We start from the raw sequence: 26,926 nt of genomic DNA, 5'->3' as shown, positions 1-26,926 counted from the left end.
GACACAACCCACATCTACGCGGAAGTCGATCTCGAAATGAAGGCCAAGGCGCTTGCATGTTTGGACGTGACAAATGTGCCTAAGGCTGTGCGCCTGCGACCGAATTCAGCATCTCTCATGGCGTTCATGCGGGGGTTGTAGCATGAATTTATGTGCCACTTTTTGCGCCGGACTCCCGATTGGGAGGCGGCGCCCCTTACCCCCGCAACATAACTCAGGCCGCAACATAACCGGCGAAGTCGTCGCAGACCAGCTTGCCGTTCCAGTTTGCCAGGAAGTTTCGGGCATGCTCGCCAGCACGACTCGGGCTGAAGTCGTAAACGACCGCCGCCAAGTCCGAGAACTGGCTGGTGGCGTCGGCCCAGACATAGGCTCGGTATGTCTTTTTAGCGCCCGGAGTGAGCACATGCACCTACATTTCATCGGCGTGGATCAAGCCATGTTTGAGGACAGCATCACGCAGCGCATCGAGCATCCGCGGTGAAGTGCAGCCTGCAGTGCATATCTGCATGGATCCTCTATGCTTCAACCGCGTAGGGCATCACCAAGAAAGCAGAGATGGCGATGCTGAAGCCGTCCCCAAACGGACTCTGACCGTCGTGAGGGCTGATAGCCGTAGTAGTACGTAATGTGCAAAGCGATTTACAGCGCAAGACACAATGGCAGCAATGCGCCTCTTTGCTCAGGTCTATTGATAACAATTTTTTTTGTTCCGTTACAAGGAAGCGAACTTCGATGACCGGAAGCAAGAAAATACTGACCCTGAAGGAAACTCAGCAACGCCGTGAAGCCAATCGCCTGACTTTCGCAGATGGCCGCTATGTCACCCGTGGAGCTCCACGCAGCGGCGGTTTGGCTTCGGTCTACCAATCAACAGATACCGACACCGGCGATACTGTTGCCTTGAAGGTCTTCCGCACTGGCGATGGCACAGATGATGTCATCGAAGAATCTTTCCGCCGTGAAGTGCAGGCGCTATCCGACTTGAACCACCCCAACATTGTGCGGATCCGCGACTCTGGTCGGGATGATGAGCATGCTGTTCATTTTATCGTAATGGACTGGGTCGAGCAGGACCTCAAATCAGTCTGTGAAGCGCGCTCGTTTGCGAACTGGGATGAGTTCTTCACTGCCATAGGCAAGGGCGTGCTCGATGGTCTGGTCTTCGCCTATTCGCGCTCGACTGTTCACCGAGATATCAAGCCCTCCAACATTCTGGTCACCGAAGAAGGGCTACCCAAGATCTGTGATTTCGGCATCTCCAAGATCCGAGATTTTCTTGCTCCGGGTGTGACGCTGGCACAGTTTGCCTCAGCACCCTTCGCGCCCCCCGAACTCGATGATGGCAACTACAGTTACAGCCGCGATGTTTTTGGTTATGCAGCTCTGGCCGTTGCGGCGCTAAGTGAAAAGGTGCCTGTCAACCATAGCGAGTTGCTTCAAGCGCTGGAGGATGTTCTCGTTGAAGAAGATGTGCGTCGATTGCTCCGCCGGTGCCTGGCTCTCGATGAGCCTGCGGCAAGGCCGCAAAATGTCGTAGTGTTTCAGGGTGAGCTGCTACGTTTGAAGCCCGAAGCAGAACGGCAAATGCTTGGAACGGTCATCTTCGGGCTTACAAAAAAAGTCCTTGATGTTATCGAGTACGATCTTGGATTGCGCGGAGATCAGGCTGAGCGCTTCGCGGAGCGCGATCTTGAGGCGGCATGCTGCGAGGAAATCCCTCCTACAATTGAGCGGCCGAACCGTAGGTTCCGAGTTTTTGGTCAGAAGTATGGCTACACCGCAGTTTTCGATAGCTCGAACACGAAACTGTTGCTTGTAATGGCACTCGACTATTCGTCTTCGGAGCTAGAGCACAAACGGGCTGGAGCCTGTGCCGTAGACTTCAAGTTCGCGCTGCGAGGTGCGGGGCAGTATGCCTCCACAGTCCTGTATCGCTTTCTGGAGCAGGTCCTCGCTTATTCGGCGGATCAGAAACAGCGAGTGATGGAGAAACGTGAGCAGGCGCTCTATAAATCATGGCTCGATCTACTCAGCGCGAAAACCGATCTCGAAAAGCAGCGCAAGGCTAGTGTTCGCTACCATAAGGTTGAGAGCAGTGGAGAGTTTGCAAGGCTGATTCTGTCTCAGGGCTTCGAAACGGCTTTGCTGGCGGATCAGGACGTTATCGTCGGCACCGGCTCAAAGAAATTCAGTGGTTCGGTCATCTCATGTGATGACAACAGCATCCTGATCAGGCCAAACGAGCGCAGCAAGGTTGAGGCCTCCGAACTGCCTCAAAGCGGCACCGTGGAGGTGGATACAAGCAAGTCGGATATCGCGCTCAACAAGCAGAAGGCGGCGGTTGAGGCGGTTCGCTATGGGAGGGCAGTGAATCCGGAGCTGGGCTGCTTCATTCTGAATCCTGGCAGCGTTCCTGCACCTGCCGTAACCGGAGTGGACTTTATCCAGGGGCACATGGATGAGGACAAGAAAGATGCCGTTCTCATGGCGCTTTCCGGCCCCGCGCTGATGCTGGTGGAAGGACCGCCCGGGACTGGCAAGACTACCTTTATCACCGAGCTTGTGCTGCAAACCCTGAAGGCAAACCCGAATGCGCGGATTTTGCTGACCTCGCAAACCCATGTTGCACTGGACAACTCGCTGGAGCGCATAGTCGGCTACAGCAAGGACCAGGTGCGTGCAGTGCGGATCGGAAACGAAACAGACGCACGTATCTCGGCGGGCAGCAAAAGGCTGCTGCTGGATGCCAAGTTGCCGGAAATGCGCAGGGAAGCATTGGCTTCAGGACGCAACTTTATCGAGCGCTGGGCGCTGGAGCACGGACTGAGCCTGACCGACATCCGTCGGGCGATGGCACTCGAGAGGCATGCGGGGCTCAAGGCCCGTCTAGAGGAGCTGGCAGCCGGCATTGAGGAGCTACGGCCTCAGCTGGCGGATGATGTTCGGAAGACAATGGATGCGGAGCAGCAGGCGGATCTTGATGAGCGGCTGCAAGGCCTCACGCACGAACGGGATGAGCTTGCCAAGGAACTGAAAGAGTCCATGAAGGAGCTTTTTGAGCAGTTTGAGAGCAAGGATGATCTGAAAGAGTTTGCGCATTGTTCTGCAACGGATCTGCGCGAATGGGCGGACGTATACTCGAACAATACTGATGAAGGCAAGCAGCTTAAGAAGCTCCTACTTGCCCATGCAGAATGGGAAGCGCGGTTTGGCCGTAGCCGGGAATTCAGGGCGGCCGTCATTGCGTCCTCGCAGATCGTCGCAGGTACCTGCTTAGGGGTAATGGGGGTGCCCGGAAGCAACGATATTACCTACGACCTGTGCATCGTGGACGAGGCTTCCATCGCGACGCCGACGGAAGCGCTGGTTCCGATGTCGCGGGTAAGAAGAACCGTGCTGGTTGGTGATAACCAGCAGTTGTCTCCGTTCCAGGACCCGGAGTTGCGGACCTCCGGCTTGCTTGCTAAATACAGTTTGTCTGCAGAGGACCAGAAGGCAACGCTGTTCAGGCATCTAAGCGATAGCCTGCCAACTGAACTGCACAGAACACTGACAACTCAGCACCGCATGATTCCTGCAATCGGGAATTTGATCTCTGAATGCTTCTACGGTGGACGCCTGAAGAGCATTGAGCGGGACGAAGTGCCCCATCTTGCAAGCGCACAGGTACACGCGGTGACTTGGTACTCCACTAGCAAGATGGGGAGTCGAGCATCGAAAAAAATCGGCACCTCACACTTTAATGAGCTGGAAATTAAACAGGTAGTTTCTCTGCTTTCGCGTATCGATTTTTGTATTAGGAATGGGCGGGGAAAAGATAAGAAAATTTCGGTGGCTGTGCTTACCGGCTACGGAGAACAGAAGCAACGTCTCAGAACGGCCATCCAGACGCGCTGCCATGAGTGGAGCAGCTTCTCGGAAATCTTCATCAATGTGGTGGATGCGTCCCAGGGCCGTGAAGCCGACATGGTGATTTTCTCGGTGACCCGCTCCGAGGCTCATGGACTTGGTTTCCTGCGGGAAATGGAGCGCATCAACGTCGCGCTGTCGCGTGCCAAGGACCTACTCGCTATCGTCGGAGACCATTTGTATTGCCAAACTTCGGAAGGCGCGGTGAATCCGCTCAGGGACGTCGTTGACTACATTCGACGCAACCCCAATGGCTGCATTATGGAGGAGCTGCAGTGATGAAATTGGAAGACGTTCTTGAAGAAGCTGGCTCAGCGCGAGCGGGCTATGAGCTGGCCTCATTCAAGGAGGCCGGCCTGCCCGTATACCTGCTGACTGTTCGGGTACTTACTCTTGAACACAAACCGCTGAGTCCAATCGACGAAGGTGTCTTGAAGGCTGTAACGGCCGGGCTCGATACCCCGGATGACATCTCTGCATTTCTCGGCCTTTCCAGCAACGTGCTGACCCCGGTATTCGCAGGTCTGAATACACTGGAACTCATCAGCTATATACGAGCTGTAGACGAGGGCAAGCCTAAAGTGTTGGTTACCAGTAAGGGCAGAATCGCACTGACGGAAGCCGCAACTATCACACCCCAGGAGAGGACACTCAAAATCTGCCTGGATGCCATTAACCGGCGACTGCTGTTCATTAACCCTATCGCTTTGTTCAAGCCTCGCGATATGCGGGAGTTTGGCTACTTTGAGATTCCCACTGGAGTATCCAAACGACCAGAAGTTGAAGACATTCCGCTTGAAGACTTCAATCGCGTACTGGCGCGCAAACTCGCAGGACGAGAGAACACGGGTGATCTCCTAGCGGTCCGTCGCATTGAGCGCAGAGAGCTGACCTATTTGCCATGCGTGATGCTGTTCTACAGGAGCCTCGCTCAGCCGAGTGAAGTTGATGTGGCGTTCTGGCGCGAAGATGGACCCTCGCTGGAGCACGAAGCCCGGTTTCGCGAGCTGGGCGGCCATGAGCTAGTGGGCGCTAAACTGCTAAGCAATGTGCAAACTGAGTTGGCGCCTGAGGTGATCGAGCAGATGGCCGATTACTCGTCTATTTTGCCCATTATCCCTGTACGAAAGGATGTCTCTACTGGCAATGTTTCGGAAAGTGCCAAAATAGCTTCCAATGCATTCGCAGAAGCTGCTGGGGAAACGATTCAGTCGATCCTTTGCCATGAGCATCCAGGACTGCTCAAGAAGGCCTTGCTGTCCTCTAAGAAGCGCCTGCTGATCATTTCGCCTTGGATACGCCATCAGGTAGTGAACTGGGAGTTCGTCGCATCTCTTGAGGCCCTGCTTCGCCAGGGTGTCGATGTATACATTGGCTATGGCCTCGAGGACGGTGAAGGCGGGGGTAGGGGAACGGATGCGGCGAGAAACAAGATTCCAATCACGCCAGCTGCCGAAAAAGACCTCAAGCAACTGGCCGAGCGATACAAGAATTTCAGGTTTGTCTTCGTTGGTAATACCCATCGGAAGACACTTGTGTCCGACGACGCTTTCGCTGTTATCACCAGTTTTAACTGGCTGTCGTTCAAAGGTGATCCCCGCGACAAACCTCGCGATGAGGGCGGAGTCGTCATTCGCAAGAAGGCGTATGTTGACAACGAGTTCGAGAAGGGCTTGAACTTGCTTGAAAATGGGTACTCAGGGAAGTCCACCGCCAATCAATCAAGCATTGGGAAACGGGGGTGATCGTATGGCCTCACAATCCGGGTCCGCTCTAGTAGTTCCTAATTCGGGCGTCTAAGGTCTAGTTGGTGGTAAAGGGCAAAAAACTACCCCTCTATCGAACGGACACACAATCGCGCTCCGACTGGCGCTGTGCCGCTGTTGTATGCTGCTCATGTTAAACGTTGGGCGTAACCTCGCCGCTTCAACAACGCTATCGCGCAGATCGGTTCGCGAGTTGGAGGGCTCGATTACCACGTTCCTGGCACTGCGAAATGCGCAGCCAGCTCGCTATGTCTGGATGTGGTGATGGCCTCACGGGATAGTGGGTAAATTATTTCTGAAACAGCATGCTAGAGCGATGGTGATTTATTCGGTTTTTCCCACAGCGGACACCCTGCAAGCCTTGATTTATAAGGGGGGCAATAGGTTGAGTTTGAATTAATCAGCGCCAACACCCTGAGTCTCAGCCTCAACGCAAACCTCGTTCATAAGGGTTGTAGGGTGCTCACTGGCTTATCGATGATAAGCTCGCACTTGGGAGAAACACACCTGGGGCTAGCGTCGTTTCACTCCTTCGATGATGGAGTTGCTGATCCTTGCTGATGCGCAGAAAACCGTCTCTACAAAGTGCTGGATAAAGACATGATTCGAAGGGAAAGCACGGACATGCCGATGGCCAAGGGAGCCAAAAATCCAGCAGAACAGAGCGTTCAAGGAATATGCAGAATCACCTTTTGTGCTCTGGCTGAGGAGTTTCAATGAGCTTTCAATGGACCTACCCCGGCGCTCGCTGGTGGAAATTTGACTTCCATACGCATACCCCCGCATCCAAGGATACGGACGCTTGGCAGAGGGCGATGGGGACATTTGACGAGCTAACAGCTAAGCAATGGCTCCTGAAATACATGGCGGCAGGTATTGACTGCGTGGCGGTCACTGACCACAACAGCGGTGCTTGGGTAGACAAATTAAAGGCCGCTTACGCGACCATGCAGGAAGATCAGCCTGAAGGGTTTCGCGAGCTACATTTGTTTCCTGGAGTGGAGCTTTCCGTCAATGGAGGCTTCCATCTACTAGCGATTTTCGGTACCGATGCCACAACCAGTGACATTGATTCGCTGTTAGGCAGAGTCGATTACAGCGGTACAAAGGGAGATAGTGACGGTGTCACCCGTCGAAGTGCGGCAGATGTGGTGCAAGCCGTAATTGAGGCTGGCGCGCTACCTATTCCTGCCCATGCCGACGCTAGTAAGGGCTTGCTGCAACTCAAAGCAGAAGGCTCCATCCAGTCTGTTCTTGACCATCAAACCGTAGAGCTGTTATTGAGCAATCCTGGTGTGTTGGCCATGGAGGTGTTGACCCCCGCAGCTCCTAAGCCATCAGCCTACATCCAGTCAAAATTGAACTGGGCTGAAGTAATTGGTTCCGACTGCCATACCTTCCAAGGCCCAGCCGTACCTGGTTCGCGCTATACCTGGATCAAGATGGCCAAGCCTTCTTTGGAAGGCCTGCGTTTGGCTCTATTAGATGGGCAAGGTGTTTCAGTGCGTCGTAGTGACGACGTCGAACCCTTTTCCCCATTCGACAGACCTGAACACTTTATCGAGGCTATCGAAATAGCCGATGCTCGCTTCATGGGGCGTGGTAACAAACCCACCAGACTGAAGTTCAACCCTTATTTGAATGCGTTGGTTGGCGGTCGGGGCACTGGTAAGTCCACAATCGTACACGCTCTTCGGTTAGCTTACCGACGAGAGCGCGAGCTGGGCACAAGCGGCGAGGCCAGCGAGACCTTTGTGCGCTTCAACAAAACTGCCAAAACTCGGAATGATTTGGGCGGCCTGCTCGCCACTACGCGCATTACGCTTACGCTATGCCGCGATGGGGTCCGGCATCGCTTGTTATGGCAACAAGATGGGCAAGGGCAAGTCGTTGAGGAGTGGGATGAAATCACCTCTCAATGGAAAGCATCCGAGAGCCAGGCCATAACCGAGCAACGCTTCCCCGTACGGTTGTTTAGTCAGGGGCAAATCGCTGCTCTGGCGGGTGAAAGCCAACAGGCTCTATTACAAGTAATAGACGAAGCCGCTGGGACGGATACTGCAAAAAAACTATTCGAAGAGGCCAAAGATGGATTCTTCAGTACCTGCGCAAAATTGCGCGAGCTGAACGGCAAGCTCAAAGGGCGTGAGGCACTGAATCTTACCCTTCAGGATGTGCAACGTAAGCTAGCGCGCTTTGAGGATGCTCACCATGCTGAGGTGCTGAAGGCTTATCAGCGAACTAGCCGCCAAACCCGAGAGATGGACCGACAGTTTGATACTGTAATTGAAACGGCAACGCGTCTGCGTGAGTTGGCGGGGGACTTACTGGCCGAAGATTTACCCGAAAGCGTATTCGACCTCGTCGCCGATAATGACGCGCTGGCGATTGTTCAGCAATTAGCCTCGTCCATTGCACAAGCCCAAGCTCAGGTAGAGGCCATAGCACAGCAACTAGTCGACAACAGCGGCGCGCTCAAAGAGCAATTGTTGCAGAGTCGCTGGCAAGCGCAGGTTGAGAAGGCAAGAGTCGATTATGAAGCCCTGAAAACCGATTTGCAGACTCAGGGTGTAAATGACCCTAGTGAATATGGACGACTGGTGCAGGAGCGACAACGTCTAGATACAGAAGTCAAACGGCTGGATGCACTGAAAAAACAGTTCGACGACTTGAGAGCGCATGCCAAATCGCAGCTCGAACACGTTTGGCATGCACGCCAAGCCATTAGTGCGACGCGTATGCAATTTCTTGAAGAAACTCTGGCAGAAAACCATTTTGTTCGGATGAATTTGATTCCTTATGGTCGCGATGCTCAAGCTATGGATCGCTCGCTACGAGATTTACTAGGGGCTCCAGACAAGTTCAAGGATGATATTTACACCGAATCACAAGGTGATACCCCGGCTAAGGGGCTAATTGCCAATTTGCTTCTAGCAGCTGATCTACTTGAGACGCCAGACGAATCAACCACACAGCACCTTGAAGAGGCTATCAAGCAATTGCAAAATCGCTTGGTGTCGTCATGTCGCGGTTCAGCTGAGTTTGGTGGTTGGTTCAACAAATACCTGACAGGCGAAACTGAAAAACGCCCCGAGCTAATCAATCACATTCAGTGCTGGTTTCCCGAGGATGGCTTGCAGGTAGAGTACAGTCGTAAAGGCAACGGAAAAGATTTTCAGTCGATTGGGCAGGCTTCGGCTGGTCAGCGTGCCGCAGCTATGTTGGCCTTCTTGCTTGCTCACGGAGATGAGCCTCTAGTTTTGGATCAGCCCGAAGACGATCTGGACAATCATTTAATTTATGATCTGGTGGTGCAGCAAATTCGCGCCAACAAGCAGCGACGACAGCTCATCATTGTTACCCACAATCCAAATATCGTAGTCAATGGCGACGCTGAGATGATTCATGTGCTCGACTTCAACCATCAGTGTTTCGTCAGCCAGTCAGGATCATTGCAGAACAAGGCCATGCGAGAGGAAATCTGCAAGGTGATGGAGGGAGGTAAAGACGCCTTTGAGCGACGTTACCAGCGCTTGGGAAGAGAGGTTTAACGATGTATGACAACCCCATTGATCTGATCGAGAAAATTCGGTTGGGCGAAGATTCTTTTTTGGAATTGAAAGAGGTTCGTCTTGCCGGTAACAGGGTTACCGCCCCCCACCGCGATTCGTTGGCCGATGAGTTGGCTGCGTTTGCGAACAGCCGCGGTGGTGTCTGCGTCATGGGAGTGGACGATCGGCGAGAAGTCGTAGGCATTGCTCTCGATAGGCTCGACGTTGTCGAGGATTTTATTCGCGAGATTTGCATTAACTCTGTTACTCCGTCGCTCAACCCGGTAATTGAGCGCTTGACTCTTCCATCAATTACGGGTGAGCAGCTACCTGTTATAAAGGTAGAGATACCTCGCAGCCTCTTTGTGCATAGAAGCCCAGGAGGCTATATGCATCGGGTTGGTAGCGCCAAACGTGAGATGGCACCAGAGTATCTAGCACGGCAGTTCCAACAACGTAGTCAAGCGCGCATTATCCGCTTCGATGAGCAACCAGTCCCTGGGGCTACGCTCGACGACTTGCAACCTGAACTATGGCAGCGTTTCGCCAGCCCGCGCGTGAACGATAGTCGAGAGGTTCTTCTCGACAAGCTTGCTATGGCACGTCTAGATACTGACGAAGTCTTACGCCCCACAATTACTGGCGTCTTGATGGCGACTCAAGATCCTCGTCGCTGGTTGCCCAATGCCTTCATCCAGGCTGTCGCGTATAGAGGCAAAGAAGTATTGCCGCAAGGTGATCAGGCCTATCAACTCGACGCACAAGATATTACTGGTCCGCTCGATCAGCAGGTACTTGGGGCCTGTCACTTCGTCAAAAAAAATATGCGTGTTGTCGCCAGCAAACAAGAGGGTCGTCACGATGTGCCGCAATTTGACCTTACGGCAGTGTTCGAGGCCGTGGTGAATGCTGTCGCTCACCGTGACTATGCCATCCACGGCGCAAAGATTCGGTTACGCATGTTTGCTGACAGGTTAGAGCTTTATTCACCAGGCATGATTCCGAACACGATGACGGTGGATAGTCTGCCCTATCGCCAGGCGGCAAGGAACGAGGAAGTTACTAGCTTACTCGCGAAGTGTAATGTTCCAGACCAAGAGCGGGATCTTTCAGGGCGCAGTGCCATGATGGATAAACGTGGTGAGGGTGTTCAGATTATTCTAGATAGTAGCGAGCGATTATCCGGTATTCGTCCAATTTATCAACTTGTTGATGAGTCTGAACTGCTGTTGGTTATTCCAGCTGCCTCTATCGAAGTAGAAGGCTAAGTGCAGGCTGCTTAGGGTCGTAAGCGTTGGGAGAGCATACCAAGCGTCCAGGAGATGGTGATCACCTCATTTAGGTGGACACCATTTCCTGACTTCTCTGGGGTAATTAGATTTTTTTGCCGGATGTGTTGTACAGAGCTGGATTTAATCCGATTACATCCGTGAGCGATTCATCGCCGTAGCAGAAGTCACCTTGGCAATACCCCCAAGAAGCTATCGGTATTTCCTTGAATAGCTTTTGTTTGTCCTTTGCTTTGCCTGCGACATCACAGGTGGATTTTCCAGCTTCGCACCATACGGACCAAACTTCTGCGTTGCTGTATGTCTGATTTTCCGGATGATTGAGCTTCACGACTTCATTAGATGCACTTTCCCTTGCGGTGATGTTTGCCGAGTTGGATTCGGTGTAAATCGCGTACGGCGGGTACTTATCGCCTTTCGGGCCGAAACCACGTTTCCAAGCAGTTACTTTTCCCGAATCATCTTGGTACAGATACATGCCTTCGTTCACATACCAACGACTAGCCATGTTTTCTTCAGCACCATACGGGCGTGAAACATCTCCAGCCGGTGCTTGGGTCTTTTCATCGAAGCATGTGCCGAACGTGCAGAAGATTTGGGCAAAGGTATCGACCTGTACGATCTTCAAGCCCGAACCATCGGCGTTCACCATCTTGGCTGGATATTTCGCGGGGATGGCCACCGCGCATTCAGAGATCAATCCGGTGCGGCGTTCACAGGAGATGCTTTCTGGAACTTTGTCGGTCATGAAGATCGGGCGTTCGTAAAACATCCTTTCTTCGGCTTGTACTGTGGCTGTCAGCAGTAGAGTTACAGCAATCATGATTCTTTTCATGAGGCATTCCTTGTGGGCTAGGGATTTATTGAATGAGTGAGCTACAGGAGGGCTAATCAAGGGGATGAGTCGAGCATCTACGGCAGATACCGCTGTGGAGCGATATCGAAATCAAAGTGAAAGTGCATGCGAGGATTTCCTTATCTAGTAGATTTTCCTGGAGGCAGGCGAGCATCGAGAAAGTCAACTCTGCTTTTTAGGTTGAATTTCAACTTTTAAGGTCCTTCATGTCAATGGGGTGATGCCCAACCATCTAGGTTGAAATGGGAGGGCGTCGTGACGGGAATTAATCTGAATGACCAAGGGGGCGTGATTGGCCATGCCATTGCCAAGCAACGAATCCGCAAGGGGTTGACTCAGGAGGAGGTTGCCGAGCGACTGGGCATTGGCAACGAGGCGGTCTCACGCATTGAGCGTGGCGTTGTGATTCCCAACGTCGCACGACTGTTCGAGTTTGCAGCGATCTTTGAGTGCGAGGCAGCGGAGTTGTTGACCGAAGCCAGTCCGCGTTCGGATGACCAGGCTAGCCGGATAAGTCTATTACTGGCGCCCTTGGATCAGGCTGACCGGCGACTGGTCTTAGACTTTGTCGAGCGTTTGGTTGCACGTCTGGGGCGCGAACATGACGAATAGCTAGGCGATTCGGAAAGTTTACGGGCGCTCAGGTATGGGCCTGCTCATCGTACCGAGCACCGCAGCGAAGGCAGAGGTAGTCATAACCGCTGAAATGGTATTTCTTCACGGCTTGGGAAAATGCGGCGCTGTCAGTGCAGCCAGTTGTAGCCCCCACAACTCCACGTACTAACAGATAAAAGATTGAGATAAGCGGATTCTTTGGGTAATCCTTCGAGCTGCGGGGCGCATGAGCGCGTTCGTTACTAATACCGCGCAAAAAACCATTAGTTGCTCCAATGAGCAGCGCGATGGCTTCGGCAGTATTCTCGGATATGACAACTCTTGAGTCGCAGATTAGGCATCGAATGGTCATGCTGAATCTCCTGCGAAGGTGAATGAAAGAATGTGGGGGGAGTGACGGACTCATCGTTGTTTGGCGCTGCTTGCAATGAAGGTGTCTGCTTTTCCTAGGAAGTGAGCGAAAAGACCGCAGCCCAATAGGACGGCAAACAACAGTGGCGGAAAGCGCAGCATCAAGCAGATAGCCAGCACGAATGTGCTGCTGCCGGCGAGTATGCTGATGAAGATGAACACGTAGAAAATGAATCGTAGCAGCGTCATGGAAAGTACTCCTGTATAGAAGAGTGGGGCAGTAGCCAGCGGTATCGCTGGCTTTTAGCTTTTGAAGTTTCATGAGTGGTTGTTCTTGGCTCACGCCACGAGTTGTAAGGCGGCATCCAGCGCTTTTTGTTTAATCACCGCACCTTGGCCAAACCAGGCGGAATCCATTCGATACTCCGAGCTTCTGGCACGACGTTCGTGATCCACGTACTGCGTCACAGCGTTCAGCAAGCCCCAGGCGGTGCCGCGAGCAGACACCAGATCAGCACCTCGGCCTTTTCCTTCGTACAGGCTTTGTACATTCTCCATCGCCCGCTTGTTTGGTAGCACCTTGGGAATGGGGGTATGGGCGTTGATGTCGCACAGCACGTTCATAAAAAAGCCAAGGGCCTCTTTCGACTGAACCTTGCGTTCGGAGAGGGTGCGCATCCGGTACATGAACTCGTCCCATTGCGAGACGGCAACACCCAGTTGTTTTTTGACAGTTTGCGGATCAAAGCGTGTGCGGTGCGGCACCTTAATGGCATGCGTGGCGCCACTCAGGGAAATGCTAAGGGTGTTGTTGCATACCACGCGAACAGTGGTGGGCGTCGCGGTGGTGGCCAATGTCCCGTCGCAGGACGTTGCGAGCAGCAGATAGCCGCTGACCTGATCATTGCCCTTCAGAGCCATCGCTTGTCCGGTTCTGGCGAGCGCCCAGAATTTGCGCCCACCTTTGAGTACTCCAGCGGTTTCTAACTCGTAGCCCGAGACTTCCGTCAGGTCTCGGTAGAACTCCAGAACTTCGCGCGGCTGCACCACTTGATAACGATGGGAGACCACCGACAATGGTGCTTTGGTGTCGGAGCGATACAGCACCTTTTGTTCCGGGAACGAATGAATGCTGCCCAGATGGCCGATGGCATCGGCCTTGAAATGAACAGGGCTGTCCTGAATCTGCCAGTTCATGCCCGCTTCACGCTGCCAGATTTCCAGCGGTTGATTCGGTGATAGGGCAGAGCCCAGGCCATGCCAGGGCGTAGCGCCAACGTAAGCCATTTGTTCAATGAGATGAGCTATGAGAAAGATTCCTTTGGATGCAGGTCGGCATAAGCACTGCGCAGAGCGCAGCACGTGCCGGAAGGGTTAGGGGAGGAGAGAGGGGGTGGATTAAATCGGCAGATTGAAGCTGTGCCTGCATATCAGACCGCGGTTGTTGGTCAGTACGTAGCGATCCAAGGAATCGCCATGAGCACCAAGGGACAACTCCCCACGCCAGCGCTGAGTCCGCCGAGGACAGTGCTGGAGACTCTGCCGAGGGTAATGCCAAGCGGTACGGAAAGAAGCCCGACAGTGGCGCCAATAGAACAAACGCTCAAAGCTATATGTGGGCAGCCGCGCAGCACCAGCGACTGAGCCAACGACGGCGCCGATCTTCATGGCTGTACTGAACGAAGCAATCTTGGAGGAGTTACGGCGAGGACGCTGAAATGACATGGTGTTGGATTCCATGATGGATATTCAGTGTCGTGATATAGGCGTGAATTGCGTTTCAATGTGGCGTTTGGAACGAGGCCAAGTGTTCGTGACATCCTGATCAGCCTGCGTTCGCCAGCCCAAATCATACGAAGTTAGTTCTTTCAGTATGGAGTTAGTTCCTATGGCGCAGAAATGGTTGTTTTCGCGCCATTGAAGGCCCTGTGATCAACGGTTTGGTATGGAACGCATCGCTGGTGAAAAACTACGTGAATACGCTATGACATAGCCAGCGACCAACCCGCCAATTCGAGCCTCCTGCTTGATCAGTACCCTAGCTCAAATGGGGCGCGACCATGGAGCTCAGTCAGATGCCAGTCGGTAGGCTTCCAACAAAGCCACCTGGATTCACTCCGTTTTTCCGGCATAGGGGCGGAAGGCGACACCGATGGTTTGCTGTTGACAGCCAAGAGTTCAAGCGATTCTTTCAGGCAGATACCGTGTTCGTCAGGTTCGAGTCAGCATTCCCGAATCTCGGAAAAAAATACTGGTCGCTGTCAGCCTATCTGTTGGAGCGAGGGAGATCTAAAGTCTCACCACCGCTAAACAACGAGAAGGCAAGTGATGAGCACACAGACTGTTTTCTACCCGAGGATTTTGCGCCTCAAGCAATTGACCGAGCGTATCGGTCTTGGGCGGTCAACGATCTACGACCGCATGGATACCCAGTCGCCAAGGTACGACGCCTCGTTTCCAAAACCGATCAAGCTGGGGGCTGTGGCCATTGGCTGGATTGACTCCGAAATCACGACCTGGATTGAGCAGCGCATCTCTGCCAAGGGGGTGCGCTAATTGTTGAATTGCCTCTTCATCGGTGAAAGGTCTGAAAATACTTTGTTGTTCTGTGCTGGATTCGAACATTAACTCCGTATAACTTTTTAATGCGTGCTTTTATTGCGAGGTCCACTGCTGTCAGTGCTTTGGTTGAGATTGGCTTGCCCGAATAATTCTGGTTTATATGTTATTAGTATTATTAGTACTTGCTATTACTAGTCTAGTAGCGAGAGGGGGTGTCAAATAGATGTCGAGGCGGAAAGGATTGACTTGATCATCAGTCAAGTCAGTCTGTAGCTATCTCAGGTTAAAATCATTAAAGGGGTAATTGTGATGGTTGGTCACGAGGAGCGCCTTACTGCGCTCGTAAGTAAGAGTTTGATGCAAGTAAGTGGGGTGGGTGAAGTAGGTGCTTTGGATGTTAGGTCGATTTGCATCTTGAAGCGTGGGTCATTGCTGGTGCAAAAGCTTATTCAATCGGAAGGAGATGCGTTTGGGTTAAAAGCCATTGGTGATGATCGTGCTTGTGTGACTTATAATGCTCCAGGGGTGTTGCTAAGAAAGCTCGTTAAGGTGCCCATCCCTACCGGTCCTCGATTCAATGCACTTTATAAGTTTGAGCCTTATGTCGAGATGGCAGTGGAATGCTGCAAAGAAAATGATCTTTACCGAGTTTTTTCATGCCCGGACATGGAGGCGAGTCTTTACGACGCTACTGCGCTTATGAGGCGCTTGAATGAATGTGTGGATAAGATGCGCCGAGAGGTAAGGTCCAAGCGATTTTTATCTCGACTCAATAGCTATCAGCGGTCTAGCAATAAAAACTACAAAGAGCTAATGGAGTATGTTGGTGCGTTGTTTGAACGCTTTTCTAGATTGCTGGTGTTGAGAGTTGATCTTTCCTATTCAAAAGAGAGCTCAACAATTACACAAGCAGATGCTGCACGGGATAGAGAGCGTTTATTTGAGAACGCTAGATCAAACAAAATGTTTGATGACATGGTAGGCTACATTTGGAAGCTGGAGCATGGGCCGGAGAAGGGGTTTCATTACCATGTGATGTTTTTCTTCGACGGAGCCAAGGTTCGGGAAGATATAACGAAAGCCATCCAGATAGGCCGGTATTGGACGAATGTGGTCACGAGAGGTCGAGGCCTGTATTACAACTGCAATGCGGTTAAGCGCGCCTATAAGAGCTGTGGGATTGGGATGGTCGATCATGCAAATGTCCAGATGCGCCAAGGTTTACAGAAGGCGGTGGTTTACCTTACCAAGACAGACCTTTACATGAGGCTTCAGACTGAAGGGCGCGGTATGGGAAAATGAATCGGCCTACCCCCAAAGATCCGCGTGGTAGGCCAAGGGCTACGCTCTCTGCTGGAGGGTGACAGTGCGGAAACTTTAGATTTGATCTGGCAATTGCAACCGGTTTTCCGGTAACTGCCAGATCAATCTAAACGTCTACACTTTAGGCACGCTTATTTTTTAACCAGGCATCATTAACAATTTTATCCTTAGGCATCCAAGTTTTCTCTAGAAGGTTTCGAATGTTTGATGCGGTCAAGCCGCGTATACGATTATGGCTGATATACTCAGCCATTGGCGCCTCTAAAACAATTGCTGCTCTTCTGTAACTGGGCCAGCCACCTTCCGGCTTCATCTCCTCTAGCAGTCTTGCCGCCTCCTCCTTGACAGGGATAAGATTATTACTTCCTCCCTGAGCGTTTTTGCTGTTCTGTTTTGAATGGTGGCGAATTTCAATGTGGTAGAGGATGGTTTCTGATTTCTCTGAGGTTTCACCAACCATTAGGCTAGCATAGTTGTTAAATGCCCAAGCCCTAGTGTGCTCTTTTTGCTCCTCGGCGGCTCTCGCCAGTTCTATGTACAGACAGGCATGTTTAAAGTGATTAAGAAAGGCTTCGGCTTCTTGGCTCGGCTCGTGCGCATTGTCTTCGCTATTCCAATTTTGTACTAGCTCAGCTTGCAGAGTGGGGTCGCCAATGGCATGTCTAATTTTGCTCAGTAGCGTGGAATAGTCGTCTTTCTCAAATAGAGGTTCGAAGGCGCAGTTACGGAGTATCAGGAGGTTCCTGCTGATGGCTTCATGAATCGTACAACTGCCAATTTCTTCGTTGCTCATCACTACATATTGAACCGGTGTAAATAACAATGGAGTATTCTCCGTTACACTATTCTCATTTTTAACATCGGGTCTATATGACATGTTTATCCTACGAGCTCAGTGAGTTAACCGAACGCCCACCCGGCAGGGCGGAAGTTGTCGTAATGTCAGCGTCGCGTTGCCGTCGCTGGAGTCATTGCAAACCTACTCCAGTCCTCCATCAAGGCACGGCGCTTGTCGAGAAAATCGGAGCGAGAATAGGCGCCCTCAGTTTGATCACGCTCGTCATGCGCAAGTGCCATCTCGCAAACTTCGCGTGGGTAGTGAGTGCATTCACCTGCCCAGTCCCGAAAGGAAGATCTAAAGCCGTGTCGCGTGATGTGTTCGTATTCCATAGCGTGAAGGAGCGTTCGTATGGCGTTTGCGTGCATGACTCCCGTCTTACCTTGGCCTGGAAATAGATAAGTGCTTCCCTCACTTCGTGGAATGCTCTGCACCAACTTTACTACTTCACCGGCAAGCGGCACTACAAACGCCACTCGCATTTTCATACGTTCATCAGGGAGAGACCAGGTGCCTGCTTCAAGATCAAACTCATCCCAACGAGCGAATCTCACCATGTGGGCGCGTGCGCTGGTCAGGATTAACAACTGGGCAGCAAGAGAGGCAGGCGTGTTGTCTGCGCTGAGTTTAGCCATCAGAGTGGGTACGTCTTGCCACCGCAAAGCTTCAAAGTGCTCGCGCTTCCGAGCTTTCTTTTTTTCAGCGCGACTCAACAGGTTGTCCAGGTGTCCACGCCAGCGAGCAGGGTTTTCTCCCTCGCGCAGATTTCGTGCCTTTGCGGCGTCCAGAACTTGTTCAATTTGCCCTCGTACCTCGTCGGCGGTTCTGGTTTTTGTTGCCCAGATCGGTTGCAGCACTTTGAGCACTTGGGGAGTACCGATTTCATCGGCTGACAGCTTGCCAATGTGATCAAACGCATACAGCTCAAGCTTACGCAGCCAGCCTTTCCGCCACTTCTCTGACCATGAGCCCCCGTGGGCTTCGCAGTAGTCTTTCGCGAGTGTCTCGAACTTCAGCTGTTTTGCCTCGCTGGTTCGCTGTGCTTCGCGTTGGGCAGCACGTTCGATGTCGCGAGCGGCAAGAGGATCTACGCCGTCGCTCAACTGGCTTCGTTTATTGCTGGCGTCTTGTCTAGCTTTCTTGAGACTGACCTCAGGAAAGGAGCCTAAGCCCATCTCTCTGCGACGGCCTGCCAGTTGGAAGCGAAGTAGCCAGGATTTACGCCCGGTAGGTTTGACGACCAAGCGAAGCCCATCACCATCTTCGTAGGTGCCGGGCTCGGTCAGGTTTTCGACTTGTTTCGGATTCAGTTTACCCATTTGATTTCCCCTGTCGTCCCCTTGTCCCCCCACCTGTCCCCCCACTTCATCGTCGGATGAGGTCAAATGGCGTAGAACGCCATCGGACAGGAGAGCGCCTGAAACCCCCGGAATAGCTAGGCTATCAGGTGGATTCTAGGATGGGATAGGATTATTTTGGACAATTAAAAAGCCGGCTTGTGGCCGGCTTCTCGGGGACTGGCTTGGATCATTTTTGGTAAACCGCGCCAGCCTTCAAAACGTACACCCGGATCTTGCGTCCGGCTGTGGGACCTGGTGAGAAAGTCATCTGCCAGGTCAGTGCATCTGAGCCGCAAGGCGGGTCGATGCGCAAATGTGGGGCGCAGCATACGCAGGTTTGACGCAAATTCCCAGCGGGAAGTGCCGGGCAGAGCCGTTCGGCCACCCGGATGGGTGGCCGATGGGCGTTCTGGAGCGCTTAAAGAAACGGCACCGCCGGCCTCCGTTTGTTCAGGGTCGACCACCAGAACACCCAACCCAGCACCCTGATGTTCTGCTCTTCGATTTGTGCGGCCCTGAAGATTTCATCCGGGTACTCGGCGCGGTTGTGGCTGCGCAGTCGCAGGGAGTTGCCCGGCAGTCGGTGCAGGTACTTGATGCGCAGCATGCCGTCATGTTCGATGGCGTAGATCTCGCCATCGATTATCTGGGTCAGGCCACGGTCAATCGCCAGGGTCGAACCGTCTTCAATTTTCTCTCCCATACTGTTACCGCTCATGAAGACACAGATGGCGTCGGCGTGGTTGATTTCCAGGGAGTCAAGGTGGCTGCGGGGCAGGCGGATGGATTGCTCAGGGTCTTCTATGACGTGGGTCTCGTTGGAGCCCGGGGCGATGACAGCTTCTTTGTACAAAGGCAGTTCGACGTCGACAGGCTCGATGACCGTGTAGACACCGCGGATGGTCTGGGCATCGAAGGTGTTGCCGGATTCGTCGAGCAGGCGCAGGTGCTGGGCGTCTTTCGAGCCTTCGCCGGTTTTCAGCCAGTCGCTGCTGACGGAGAGTTTTCTGGCGACTTCTTCCATGCAATGGGCGGGCACACCGCGGGTGTACCAGTTATGTACATTTTGCGGAGCCGTATCCAGGAATTCGGCAAATCCGGTGGTCGTGATGTTCGCTGCTTCGAGGAGCGCTTTGAAGCGTGGGCCGCTAGTGTTCTTTTTCATGAACGCGAGTCTACTGCCGGCTGGTAAGGGTTTGAATAAACGCCTCGTTCAAATTTCGCGGGAAATTTACGACTGGATGTAAGACGCTATTGAGGAATTTTAAACAAGTAAAAACCAAGATAGAACGGTGTTAAACGTCATGTTTGGCGTGCTTATCAAGCACCCACAAAAAACCCCGGATCAACCGGGGTTTTTCTTGCAGCTTGTCGCTTGAAGTTCGCGGCTGCTCTTAACCTTTATAGGCAGCAACCGACTTGGTGATCGCGTCGCGGGCGGCGTCTGCGCCGGCCCAGCCTTCGATCTTCACCCATTTGCCTTTTTCGAGATCTTTGTAGTTCGCGAAGAAGTGCTCGATCTGCTGGATCAGCAGCGCTGGCAGGTCGGTGTATTCCTTCACGTCGACGTACAGCTGGGACAGCTTGTCGTGTGGGACTGCGATGACTTTGGCATCGCCGCCGCCGTCGTCGGTCATGTTCAGGATGCCGACCGGACGGGCGCGGATTACCGAACCTGGAGCAACCGGGTAAGGGGTTACGACCAGCACGTCGAGGGGATCACCGTCGTCAGCCAGGGTGTTCGGGATGTAACCGTAGTTGGCCGGGTAGAACATTGGGGTGGCCATGAAACGGTCAACGAACAGGCAATCGCTGTCTTTGTCGATTTCGTATTTGATCGGCGCGTGGTTGGCCGGAATCTCGATCGCGACGTAGATGTCGTTCGGCAGGTCTTTGCCAGCCGGAATCTTGCTGTAGCTCATTGGGCGTTGCCCCCGTTAGTTGACCAAAAACACTTGGCCGGATTGACCAAAAAGTGGCGGCGATTATAGGCATATTCCTGTATCGACGCCATGGACCAGAAGTCGTATGGCGCTCACTGGTGTGCCTGATAGACAGGATCATGCGCCTGAAGTTGCTTCAACCTCGTCAGCGGGTCCTGGCGATAGAACAGCTTCAACTGCTGGTACACCTGCGGATAAGCCTCGTGCAGCAAATCCGGGGCGCTGAAGAAGTATTCGCTGGTGACGGCGAAGAACTCGGCAGGGTTCTCGGCGGCATACGGGTCGATGGCAGTTTCGGCATCGGGATTGCGTTCCAGTTGCCGGTCAAGGTCGTCATAGGCCTCCTGCATGACGTTGGCCCAGTCGCTGACGCGCATGTCGGCATGCAGCGGCGGCAGGCCGTTGGCGACGCCGTTGAGCATGTCGAGTTTGTGCGCCAGTTCGTGGATCACCAGGTTGTAGCCTTCCCATCCTCCGCTGGCCATAACGCCGGGCCAGGCGAGGATGATCGGGCCTTGCTGCCAGGCTTCACCGCTGTGTTCACCGTCCCATTCGTGCTCGACGCCGCTGGCATCGCGATGGCGCTGGGGGCTGAGGAAGTCGTCGGGGTAGAGAATGATTTCGTGGAAGCCCTGATACCAGTTCAGGTCGCCGAGGTGTAGCAGCGGCAGTTGCGCCTGGGCTGCGAGCAGCAAGCGTTGTTCCTGATGCAGTTCGACACCGGGCAGGGCCGTCAGGTGCTTGTCTTCGAGAAACAGCACACAGGCTTCGCGCAGCCATTGGTCTTCGGCGGCGCTGAGGCCATCGAGAAAACTCAGGTGATGGCGCACCCGTTGCCACATGTCATCGGCAATCGGGTGCTTTGCCAGGGTGCGCCGGCGACGCCAGGCGCTCAGGGACCACATCGTGTCAGCGCGATTCGGCTTTGGAGTTCGAACCTGCAAGGCGGTTACGCACCATGCCAATGATCATTGGCACCAACGACAACAGGATGATGCCGACTACCAGCAGAGACAGGTTCTTCTTGATGAACGGCACGTTGCCGAAGAAGTAACCGAGCGTCACCAGCCCGCCGACCCACAGGACAGTGCCAAAGACGCTGAAGGCGAAGAACCGCGGATAAGGCATTTTCCCAACACCGGCGACGAACGGTGCAAAGGTGCGGATGATCGGCAGGAAGCGCGCCAGGGTCACGGTTTTGCCGCCATGCTTGTCGTAGAAGTCGTGGGTTTGTTGCAGGTAGTCACGACGGAAGATCTTCGAGTTCGGATTGCTGAACAGTTTTTCACCCGCCGTTCGTCCGATGATGTAGTTGGTGCTGTCGCCCAGAATCGCCGCGAGCATCAGCAGACCGCCGAGCAGTACCGGGTCCATGCCGCCACCGGCCGCCACGGCGCCAGCGATGAACAGCAGGGAGTCGCCCGGCAGGAAGGGCATGACCACCAGGCCGGTTTCACAGAAGATCACCATGAACAGAATGGCGTAGATCCATGCCCCGTAGTTGGTTACAAGCATGTCGAGGTAGACGTCGAGATGCAGGACGATGTCGATCGGGTTGAAATCCATGAAAAGCACCTGTGGTAATGGCCCGACTCAGCAGGCCTGTGCGGATGACTTCGCGTAAGACTACGGATAACGGTAGTTTTTCTTACAAGCCGGGAATATCGGGATTATACGAGGCGAGTGGTGAAAATCGCGTCGAGATTGTAGCGGGGAATGTCATGACAGGGTTGATGTTTGATAACGAACAGGTGGGAGCGAGCCTGCTCGCGATGCCGTCGCCTCGTTGGACCAGTGTTATCCAGTCGATGCCATCGCGAGCAGGTGCCGGTGATTCAGAGTTCGTCGCTGATCGGCAGCACATAGTTCTTGAATTCGGTGTCTTCCTTGAATCCGATGGATTCGTAGGTTTTCTGCGCGACTTCGTTGTTGCTGCTGGTGGAAACACGCATGCGCACGGCATTGGTTTCCTTGGCCATTTTTTTTGCGGTGCGGATCAGGTTGTCGGCCACCAACTGGCGGCGGGCGTCCTCGGCGACATAAATATCGTTGAGGATCCACACACGTTTGAGCGAAAGCGAGGAGAAACTCGGGTAAAGCTGGCAGAAACCCATCAGTTTGTTGCTGTCGTCATCGGACAGCGCCAGGTAGATCACCGACTCCTTGCGACGCAGGCGTTTTTCGAGGAACGCCCGGGACGAGTCCGGATACGGCAGGGAACCATAAAACTCGCGATATTTGACGAACAACGGGGTCAGCTGGTCCAGGTGTTCGAGGGTCGCTTGAATAATCCGCATGGTAGGTCTCGTCTTCAAGTGGCTGTCTTACGTCTCTGACGGCGATGGGAAACCCTTGGCGGCCGCGCAACGATCCTGCCTGAAACTGGTACGAATGTGCAATGCGGAGCGGTTCAGGTATTCGGTGGGCCGAGCAGGAAATTATCTTTCATGTCGCCTCCCGAGTCCGACTCCAGTGTCTGAACCTGCGCTTCGTCCTTCAGATTGACCCCTGACAACTGCCGCCGGCAGGCTTCACGCATCAAATACAGCAAACGGTGTGCCGCCATGCCGTAACTCAGCCCTTCAAGCCGGACATTGGAGATGCAATTACGGTAGGCATCGGTAAGGCCGACCTTGGGATTGTAGGTGAAATATAAACCCAGGCTGTCCGGAGAGCTGAGACCAGGGCGTTCGCCGATGAGGATCACGGTCATTTTTGCGCCAAGCAACTCACCGATCTCATCGGCGACGGCCACCCGGCCCTGTTCCACGAGTATGACTGGCGCGATAGTCCAGTCGTCGACCGCCATTTGTTCTTCGAAGCGCGTCAGAAACGGCAGGGTATGGCGATGAACGGCCAGTGCCGACAGGCCGTCGGCGACCACGATCACCAGATCCACGCCACCCGGATGGGCCGTCGCGTAATCACGCAGGGTCTGCGCTGATGCATCACCGAGTTTTCGCCCCAGGTCGGGGCGTTGCAGGTAGGTGTTGCGATCCGTCGCCGCACTGTGCAGCAAAAGACACTCGCGATCACGTTCGGCCAATTGCGCGCTGAGGGAGGCATGGTCAAACGGCAAGTGCACTGCATCCCGCGCCTGAGCGTGGGCGTACTGGAAGTCCAGTTGTGCGCGGGTGGGAATGCTGGTGCCGGTGCGGCCCAGAGCGATTCGCGCGGGTGTCAGGCGTCGTAGTTCCAGCCAAGGGTTGTGTGGATCGAAGAGTAGTTTGTCCATGTCAATGCTCATCCCAGTTGCGCCAAGGCCTGCCGGAAGGCCGACGGCAGGCTGTCGCCGAAGAGAACCCTGCCATCGGCTTGAGTGAAGATGCCCATTTTCGCCAGCCACTGCTCGAATTCCGGTGCGGGCTTCAACCCCAGGGTCTGCCGGGCGTAGAGCGCATCGTGGAACGAGGTGGTCTGGTAGTTGAGCATGATGTCGTCGGAGCCGGGGATGCCCATGATGAAGTTGATCCCGGCCACGCCCAGCAGGGTCAGCAGGGTGTCCATGTCATCCTGGTCGGCTTCAGCGTGGTTGGTGTAGCAGATGTCGCAGCCCATGGGCACGCCCAAAAGCTTGCCGCAGAAGTGGTCTTCGAGGCCGGCGCGGATGATCTGTTTGCCGTTGTACAGGTATTCCGGGCCGATGAAGCCGACAACGGTGTTGACCAGGAACGGGTTGAAATGCCGCGCCACGGCGTAGGCGCGGGTTTCGCAGGTTTGTTGATCGACGCCATGGTGGGCGTTGGCCGACAGGGCGCTGCCCTGGCCGGTTTCGAAGTACATCAGGTTCTGGCCCAGCGTGCCGCGATTGAGGCTTAATCCTGCGTCGTAACCTTCCCGTAATATGTTGAGGTTGATGCCGAAACTGGCGTTGGCTGCTTCAGTGCCGGCAATAGACTGGAACACCAGATCCAGCGGGACGCCGCGATTGACCGCTTCAATCGAGGTGGTGACGTGGGTCAGCACGCAAGCCTGGGTCGGGATTTCGTAGCGCTGGATGATCGCGTCGAGCATCTCCAGCATGGCGCAGATCGAGGCGATGCTGTCGGTGGCCGGGTTGATGCCGATCATGGCATCGCCGTTACCGTGCAGCAGGCCGTCGAGAATGCTCGCGGCGATGCCGGCCGGTTCGTCGGTGGGGTGATTCGGTTGCAGGCGCGTGGACAGTCGGCCGCGCAGACCCAGGGTGCCGCGAAACTGTGTGACCACGCGGATTTTTTGCGCCACCAGCACCAGATCTTGCACGCGCATGATCTTCGACACGGCGGCGGCCATTTCCGGAGTCAGGCCGGGGGCGAGGGCGCGCAGGACCGGCTCGTCGGCGGCATCGCTGAGCAGCCAGTCGCGAAAGCCGCCGACGGTGAGGTGGCTGACGACCGCGAAGGCTTGTTTGTCGTGGGTGTCGATGATCAGTCGGGTGACTTCATCGGACTCATAGGGAATCAACACTTCCTGCAGGAAGTGGGATAGCGGGATGTCGGCCAAAGTCATCTGGGCCGCGACGCGCTCGCCGTCATTGAGGGCCGCGACGCCGGCCAGAAAATCCCCGGAACGCGCCGGACTGGCCTTGGCCATCACATCCTTGAGGCTGTCGAAGCGATAGGTCTGGGCGCCGACGGAATGGGCATATACGGCCATGGGGCGGGGCCTCCTGATCAATTCAAAAATTCGATCCGCTTTTCTGTGGGGAATTGCATGCACTTCAATAATGCAGGCGCCAGGCTCGGGGCCCGGCGCCGGTGCATTCATATACCTTCGAGCATAGCGTCTGCCGGTGCCTCGGAACGTTGCTTGGCGGTCAACTGGAAGTACAGGTAACCGGCAACCATGAAGCCGAGGAAAACCAGGCCGATCAGGGTGTTGAACCAGGCCATCGCCACCAGGCACACCACCGCCAGGAACAACGCGATCCCCGGCACGATCGGATAGCCCGGCGCGCGGAAGGTGCGCTCCAGGTTCGGTTCGGTCTTACGCAGCTTGAACAGGCTCAGCATACTGATGATGTACATCACGATGGCGCCGAATACCGACATGGTGATCATCGCCGCCGTCAGGGTCATGCCTTGCAGGTTGACCAGGCCGTCGCTGTAGATCGCCGCGATGCCGATCACGCCACCGGCCAGAATCGCCCGGTGCGGAGTCTGGAAGCGCGAGAGTTTGGCCAGGCCTTTGGGCAAGTAACCGGCGCGAGCCAGGGCGAAGAACTGCCGGGAATAGCCAAGAATGATCCCGTGGAAACTCGCCACCAAGCCGAACAGGCCGATCCATACCAGCATGTGCATCCAGGTCGAATTATTGCCGACCACGGCTTTCATCGCCTGGGGCAGCGGGTCGTTGATGTTCGACAGTTGACGCCAGTCGCCGACGCCGCCGGCCATCACCATCACGCCGATGGCCAGGAACACCAGGGTCAGAATGCCGCTGACGTAGGCCTTGGGGATCGTGCGTTTCGGGTCCTTGGCTTCTTCGGCAGCCATGGCCGCGCCTTCGATGGCGAGAAAGAACCAGATCGCGAAGGGAATGGCGGCGAAAATACCGGGAATCGAGCCCATCGTGAACTCGTTCGAACCCGACCAGCCATTGAGTACGAAGTTACTGAAGCTGAAGCCCGGGGCGACCACGCCCATGAACACCAGCAATTCGGCGACCGCCAGCACAGTGACCACCAACTCGAAGGTGGCCGCGATGCTGACGCCGAGGATGTTCAGGCCCATGAACACGAAATAGGCGCCAACAGCAGCGATTTTCGGGTCAAGTTCCGGGTATTGCACGTTGAGGTAGGCGCCGATGGCCATGGCGATGGCCGGTGGTGCAAAGACGAATTCGATCAGGGTGGCGATGCCGGCGATCAACCCGCCTTTCTCACCGAAGGCCCGGCGGCTGTAGGCAAACGGCCCGCCAGCGTGGGGAATCGCCGTCGTCAGTTCGGTGAAACTGAAGATGAAGCAGGTGTACATCGTCGCCACCATCAGCGCGGTGACGAGAAAACCCAGTGTGCCTGCGGTGCCCCAGCCGTAACTCCAGCCGAAGTACTCGCCGGAAATCACCAGGCCGACGGCAATGCCCCATAAATGCAGGGTGCCGAGTGTAGGTTTGAGCTGTGTGGAAGAAGTAGTCATAAGTCCTCTCTAATTTTTATTGTTCAATCTTTTGGACTTTCGGGTACGACGGGTTGGGTGCAGTTCCTGAATAACGGGTACGCAAGGCCCGTGCCAGAGCGGCCAGGCCTAGGGGGTTGTTTCATTAAGGACGCCTTCGCGAGCAAGCCCACTCCCACATTGGACTTGTGTTGGTTACCTGATGCGGGTTTACACAAATCCCCTAATGAAATGGCTACCCCCGCTGCCCCCTGTGATCGCCCACTAAGCTTTCGCAGGGGGCTCATCGGAGATCGTTGCCATGAACAAAGTAGCTATTGCCGCCATCGACTTGGGAAAACACACCTTTCATCTACATGCACAGGATGATCGTGGTCACGAGCTGTACCGAAAAAAATTCAATCGGGTAACGCTCATGCAGCACCTGGCAAATCTCGAGCCCTGCACCATCGTGATGGAAGCCTCGTGATGGAAGCCTGTGG

General features: G+C 54.4%; 21 protein-coding genes and 2 pseudogenes. 8 read left to right on the top strand and 15 right to left on the bottom strand.

The annotated features are described in order from the left end of the window. Positions 1-220: 220 nt before the first annotated feature. Positions 221-475 (bottom strand): annotated as a pseudogene (locus AC1DVE_RS29515) (IS66 family transposase); the annotation flags it as partial. Between the two features lie 260 nt (positions 476-735). On the opposite strand from AC1DVE_RS29515, the gene AC1DVE_RS29510 reads away from it, so the two are divergent. The 4 genes from AC1DVE_RS29510 (at position 736) to AC1DVE_RS29495 (ending at position 10,497) form a co-directional block, all read left to right on the top strand. Then, on the top strand, positions 736-4,191 hold the full coding sequence (locus AC1DVE_RS29510) for an AAA domain-containing protein (RefSeq protein WP_477784395.1): 3,456 nt from the start codon (positions 736-738) through the stop codon (positions 4,189-4,191). Next, the gene (locus AC1DVE_RS29505) at positions 4,191-5,657 is read left to right on the top strand and encodes a phospholipase D-like domain-containing protein (protein WP_477784394.1); all 1,467 of its coding nucleotides are present in this window, start codon (positions 4,191-4,193) and stop codon (positions 5,655-5,657) included. Before AC1DVE_RS29510 ends, AC1DVE_RS29505 begins: the two co-directional genes overlap by 1 nt. Positions 5,658-6,394: 737 nt before the next feature. After that, on the top strand, positions 6,395-9,229 hold the full coding sequence (locus tag AC1DVE_RS29500; RefSeq protein WP_477784393.1) for a TrlF family AAA-like ATPase: 2,835 nt from the start codon (positions 6,395-6,397) through the stop codon (positions 9,227-9,229). A gap of 2 nt (positions 9,230-9,231) precedes the next feature. Beyond that, on the top strand, positions 9,232-10,497 hold the full coding sequence (locus tag AC1DVE_RS29495; RefSeq protein WP_477784392.1) for an ATP-binding protein: 1,266 nt from the start codon (positions 9,232-9,234) through the stop codon (positions 10,495-10,497). Between the two features lie 106 nt (positions 10,498-10,603). Here AC1DVE_RS29495 and AC1DVE_RS29490 read toward each other — a convergent pair whose 3' ends face one another. Beyond that, the gene (locus AC1DVE_RS29490; protein ID WP_477784391.1) at positions 10,604-11,353 is read right to left on the bottom strand and encodes a hypothetical protein; all 750 of its coding nucleotides are present in this window, start codon (positions 11,351-11,353) and stop codon (positions 10,604-10,606) included. A gap of 276 nt (positions 11,354-11,629) precedes the next feature. Between AC1DVE_RS29490 and AC1DVE_RS29485 the strand changes: the two genes are divergently transcribed. After that, positions 11,630-11,986 (top strand): helix-turn-helix domain-containing protein, encoded by a 357-nt coding sequence (locus tag AC1DVE_RS29485; RefSeq protein WP_477784390.1) that lies wholly within the window; start codon positions 11,630-11,632, stop codon positions 11,984-11,986. A gap of 28 nt (positions 11,987-12,014) precedes the next feature. Here AC1DVE_RS29485 and AC1DVE_RS29480 read toward each other — a convergent pair whose 3' ends face one another. The 3 genes from AC1DVE_RS29480 to AC1DVE_RS29470 all read right to left on the bottom strand — a co-directional run bounded on the left by AC1DVE_RS29480 (position 12,015) and on the right by AC1DVE_RS29470 (position 13,648). Then, complete coding sequence (locus tag AC1DVE_RS29480; RefSeq protein ID WP_477784389.1) at positions 12,015-12,341, bottom strand: hypothetical protein; 327 nt, start codon at positions 12,339-12,341, stop codon at positions 12,015-12,017. A 50-nt stretch (positions 12,342-12,391) separates the two neighbouring features. After that, on the bottom strand, positions 12,392-12,589 hold the full coding sequence (locus AC1DVE_RS29475; RefSeq protein WP_477784388.1) for a hypothetical protein: 198 nt from the start codon (positions 12,587-12,589) through the stop codon (positions 12,392-12,394). Positions 12,590-12,679: 90 nt separating this feature from the next. Beyond that, positions 12,680-13,648, bottom strand: a complete 969-nt coding sequence (locus AC1DVE_RS29470; RefSeq protein WP_477784396.1) for a DUF932 domain-containing protein — start codon at positions 13,646-13,648, stop codon at positions 12,680-12,682. A gap of 1,020 nt (positions 13,649-14,668) precedes the next feature. Between AC1DVE_RS29470 and AC1DVE_RS29465 the strand changes: the two genes are divergently transcribed. Both AC1DVE_RS29465 and AC1DVE_RS29460 read left to right on the top strand, forming a co-directional pair. Then, positions 14,669-14,896, top strand: coding sequence for a helix-turn-helix transcriptional regulator (locus AC1DVE_RS29465; RefSeq protein ID WP_477784387.1), 228 nt, complete (start codon positions 14,669-14,671; stop codon positions 14,894-14,896). Positions 14,897-15,211: 315 nt separating this feature from the next. After that, entirely contained in the window at positions 15,212-16,204 is a 993-nt protein-coding gene (locus AC1DVE_RS29460) for a YagK/YfjJ domain-containing protein (protein ID WP_477784386.1), read from the top strand. A 142-nt stretch (positions 16,205-16,346) separates the two neighbouring features. Here AC1DVE_RS29460 and AC1DVE_RS29455 read toward each other — a convergent pair whose 3' ends face one another. From AC1DVE_RS29455 to eat, 10 genes are all read right to left on the bottom strand, one after another. Further along, positions 16,347-17,102, bottom strand: a complete 756-nt coding sequence (locus AC1DVE_RS29455) for a hypothetical protein (protein ID WP_477784385.1) — start codon at positions 17,100-17,102, stop codon at positions 16,347-16,349. A gap of 65 nt (positions 17,103-17,167) precedes the next feature. Then, positions 17,168-18,382, bottom strand: a complete 1,215-nt coding sequence (locus AC1DVE_RS29450) for a tyrosine-type recombinase/integrase (RefSeq protein WP_477784384.1) — start codon at positions 18,380-18,382, stop codon at positions 17,168-17,170. Positions 18,383-18,821: 439 nt separating this feature from the next. Continuing rightward, complete coding sequence (locus AC1DVE_RS29445; protein ID WP_223453621.1) at positions 18,822-19,568, bottom strand: LexA family transcriptional regulator; 747 nt, start codon at positions 19,566-19,568, stop codon at positions 18,822-18,824. A gap of 229 nt (positions 19,569-19,797) precedes the next feature. Continuing rightward, entirely contained in the window at positions 19,798-20,325 is a 528-nt protein-coding gene (ppa, locus tag AC1DVE_RS29440) for an inorganic diphosphatase (protein WP_007894323.1), read from the bottom strand. 113 nt (positions 20,326-20,438) lie between these two features. Further along, entirely contained in the window at positions 20,439-21,251 is an 813-nt protein-coding gene (locus AC1DVE_RS29435) for a M90 family metallopeptidase (RefSeq protein ID WP_223453619.1), read from the bottom strand. 4 nt (positions 21,252-21,255) lie between these two features. Further along, a complete protein-coding gene (locus AC1DVE_RS29430; RefSeq protein ID WP_223453618.1) occupies positions 21,256-21,912 on the bottom strand; it encodes a DedA family protein in 657 nt (218 codons plus the stop codon). Between the two features lie 269 nt (positions 21,913-22,181). Further along, positions 22,182-22,643 (bottom strand): GNAT family N-acetyltransferase, encoded by a 462-nt coding sequence (locus AC1DVE_RS29425; RefSeq protein ID WP_223453617.1) that lies wholly within the window; start codon positions 22,641-22,643, stop codon positions 22,182-22,184. A 113-nt stretch (positions 22,644-22,756) separates the two neighbouring features. Then, entirely contained in the window at positions 22,757-23,581 is an 825-nt protein-coding gene (gene eutC / locus AC1DVE_RS29420) for an ethanolamine ammonia-lyase subunit EutC (RefSeq protein WP_223453616.1), read from the bottom strand. 8 nt (positions 23,582-23,589) lie between these two features. After that, entirely contained in the window at positions 23,590-24,984 is a 1,395-nt protein-coding gene (locus AC1DVE_RS29415; protein ID WP_223453615.1) for an ethanolamine ammonia-lyase subunit EutB, read from the bottom strand. 107 nt (positions 24,985-25,091) lie between these two features. Further along, positions 25,092-26,465, bottom strand: a complete 1,374-nt coding sequence (gene eat, locus AC1DVE_RS29410) for an ethanolamine permease (RefSeq protein WP_008052345.1) — start codon at positions 26,463-26,465, stop codon at positions 25,092-25,094. 280 nt (positions 26,466-26,745) lie between these two features. Between eat and AC1DVE_RS29405 the strand changes: the two are divergent. Further along, a pseudogene (locus AC1DVE_RS29405) lies at positions 26,746-26,907 on the top strand (IS110 family transposase); the annotation flags it as partial. Positions 26,908-26,926: the final 19 nt, after the last annotated feature.

The sequence above is a fragment of the Pseudomonas sp. P4_B4 genome (genome assembly GCF_056402255.1).
This window is presented reverse-complemented; position numbering and strand designations above follow the sequence as displayed.

Excerpts from the sequence above, each read along its gene's own strand:
- AC1DVE_RS29510 (WP_477784395.1), top strand. The coding sequence starts at position 736 with ATGACCGGAAGCAAGAAAATACTGACCCTGAAGGAAACTCAGCAACGC.
- AC1DVE_RS29505 (WP_477784394.1), top strand. The coding sequence starts at position 4,191 with ATGAAATTGGAAGACGTTCTTGAAGAAGCTGGCTCAGCGCGAGCGGGC.
- AC1DVE_RS29500 (WP_477784393.1), top strand. The coding sequence starts at position 6,395 with ATGAGCTTTCAATGGACCTACCCCGGCGCTCGCTGGTGGAAATTTGAC.
- AC1DVE_RS29495 (WP_477784392.1), top strand. The coding sequence starts at position 9,232 with ATGTATGACAACCCCATTGATCTGATCGAGAAAATTCGGTTGGGCGAA.
- AC1DVE_RS29490 (WP_477784391.1), bottom strand. The coding sequence starts at position 11,353 with ATGAAAAGAATCATGATTGCTGTAACTCTACTGCTGACAGCCACAGTA.
- AC1DVE_RS29480 (WP_477784389.1), bottom strand. The coding sequence starts at position 12,341 with ATGACCATTCGATGCCTAATCTGCGACTCAAGAGTTGTCATATCCGAG.
- AC1DVE_RS29475 (WP_477784388.1), bottom strand. The coding sequence starts at position 12,589 with ATGACGCTGCTACGATTCATTTTCTACGTGTTCATCTTCATCAGCATA.
- AC1DVE_RS29465 (WP_477784387.1), top strand. The coding sequence starts at position 14,669 with ATGAGCACACAGACTGTTTTCTACCCGAGGATTTTGCGCCTCAAGCAA.
- AC1DVE_RS29460 (WP_477784386.1), top strand. The coding sequence starts at position 15,212 with ATGGTTGGTCACGAGGAGCGCCTTACTGCGCTCGTAAGTAAGAGTTTG.
- AC1DVE_RS29455 (WP_477784385.1), bottom strand. The coding sequence starts at position 17,102 with ATGTCATATAGACCCGATGTTAAAAATGAGAATAGTGTAACGGAGAAT.
- AC1DVE_RS29450 (WP_477784384.1), bottom strand. The coding sequence starts at position 18,382 with ATGGGTAAACTGAATCCGAAACAAGTCGAAAACCTGACCGAGCCCGGC.
- AC1DVE_RS29445 (WP_223453621.1), bottom strand. The coding sequence starts at position 19,568 with ATGAAAAAGAACACTAGCGGCCCACGCTTCAAAGCGCTCCTCGAAGCA.
- ppa (WP_007894323.1), bottom strand. The coding sequence starts at position 20,325 with ATGAGCTACAGCAAGATTCCGGCTGGCAAAGACCTGCCGAACGACATC.
- AC1DVE_RS29435 (WP_223453619.1), bottom strand. The coding sequence starts at position 21,251 with ATGTGGTCCCTGAGCGCCTGGCGTCGCCGGCGCACCCTGGCAAAGCAC.
- AC1DVE_RS29430 (WP_223453618.1), bottom strand. The coding sequence starts at position 21,912 with ATGGATTTCAACCCGATCGACATCGTCCTGCATCTCGACGTCTACCTC.
- AC1DVE_RS29425 (WP_223453617.1), bottom strand. The coding sequence starts at position 22,643 with ATGCGGATTATTCAAGCGACCCTCGAACACCTGGACCAGCTGACCCCG.
- eutC (WP_223453616.1), bottom strand. The coding sequence starts at position 23,581 with ATGGACAAACTACTCTTCGATCCACACAACCCTTGGCTGGAACTACGA.
- AC1DVE_RS29415 (WP_223453615.1), bottom strand. The coding sequence starts at position 24,984 with ATGGCCGTATATGCCCATTCCGTCGGCGCCCAGACCTATCGCTTCGAC.
- eat (WP_008052345.1), bottom strand. The coding sequence starts at position 26,465 with ATGACTACTTCTTCCACACAGCTCAAACCTACACTCGGCACCCTGCAT.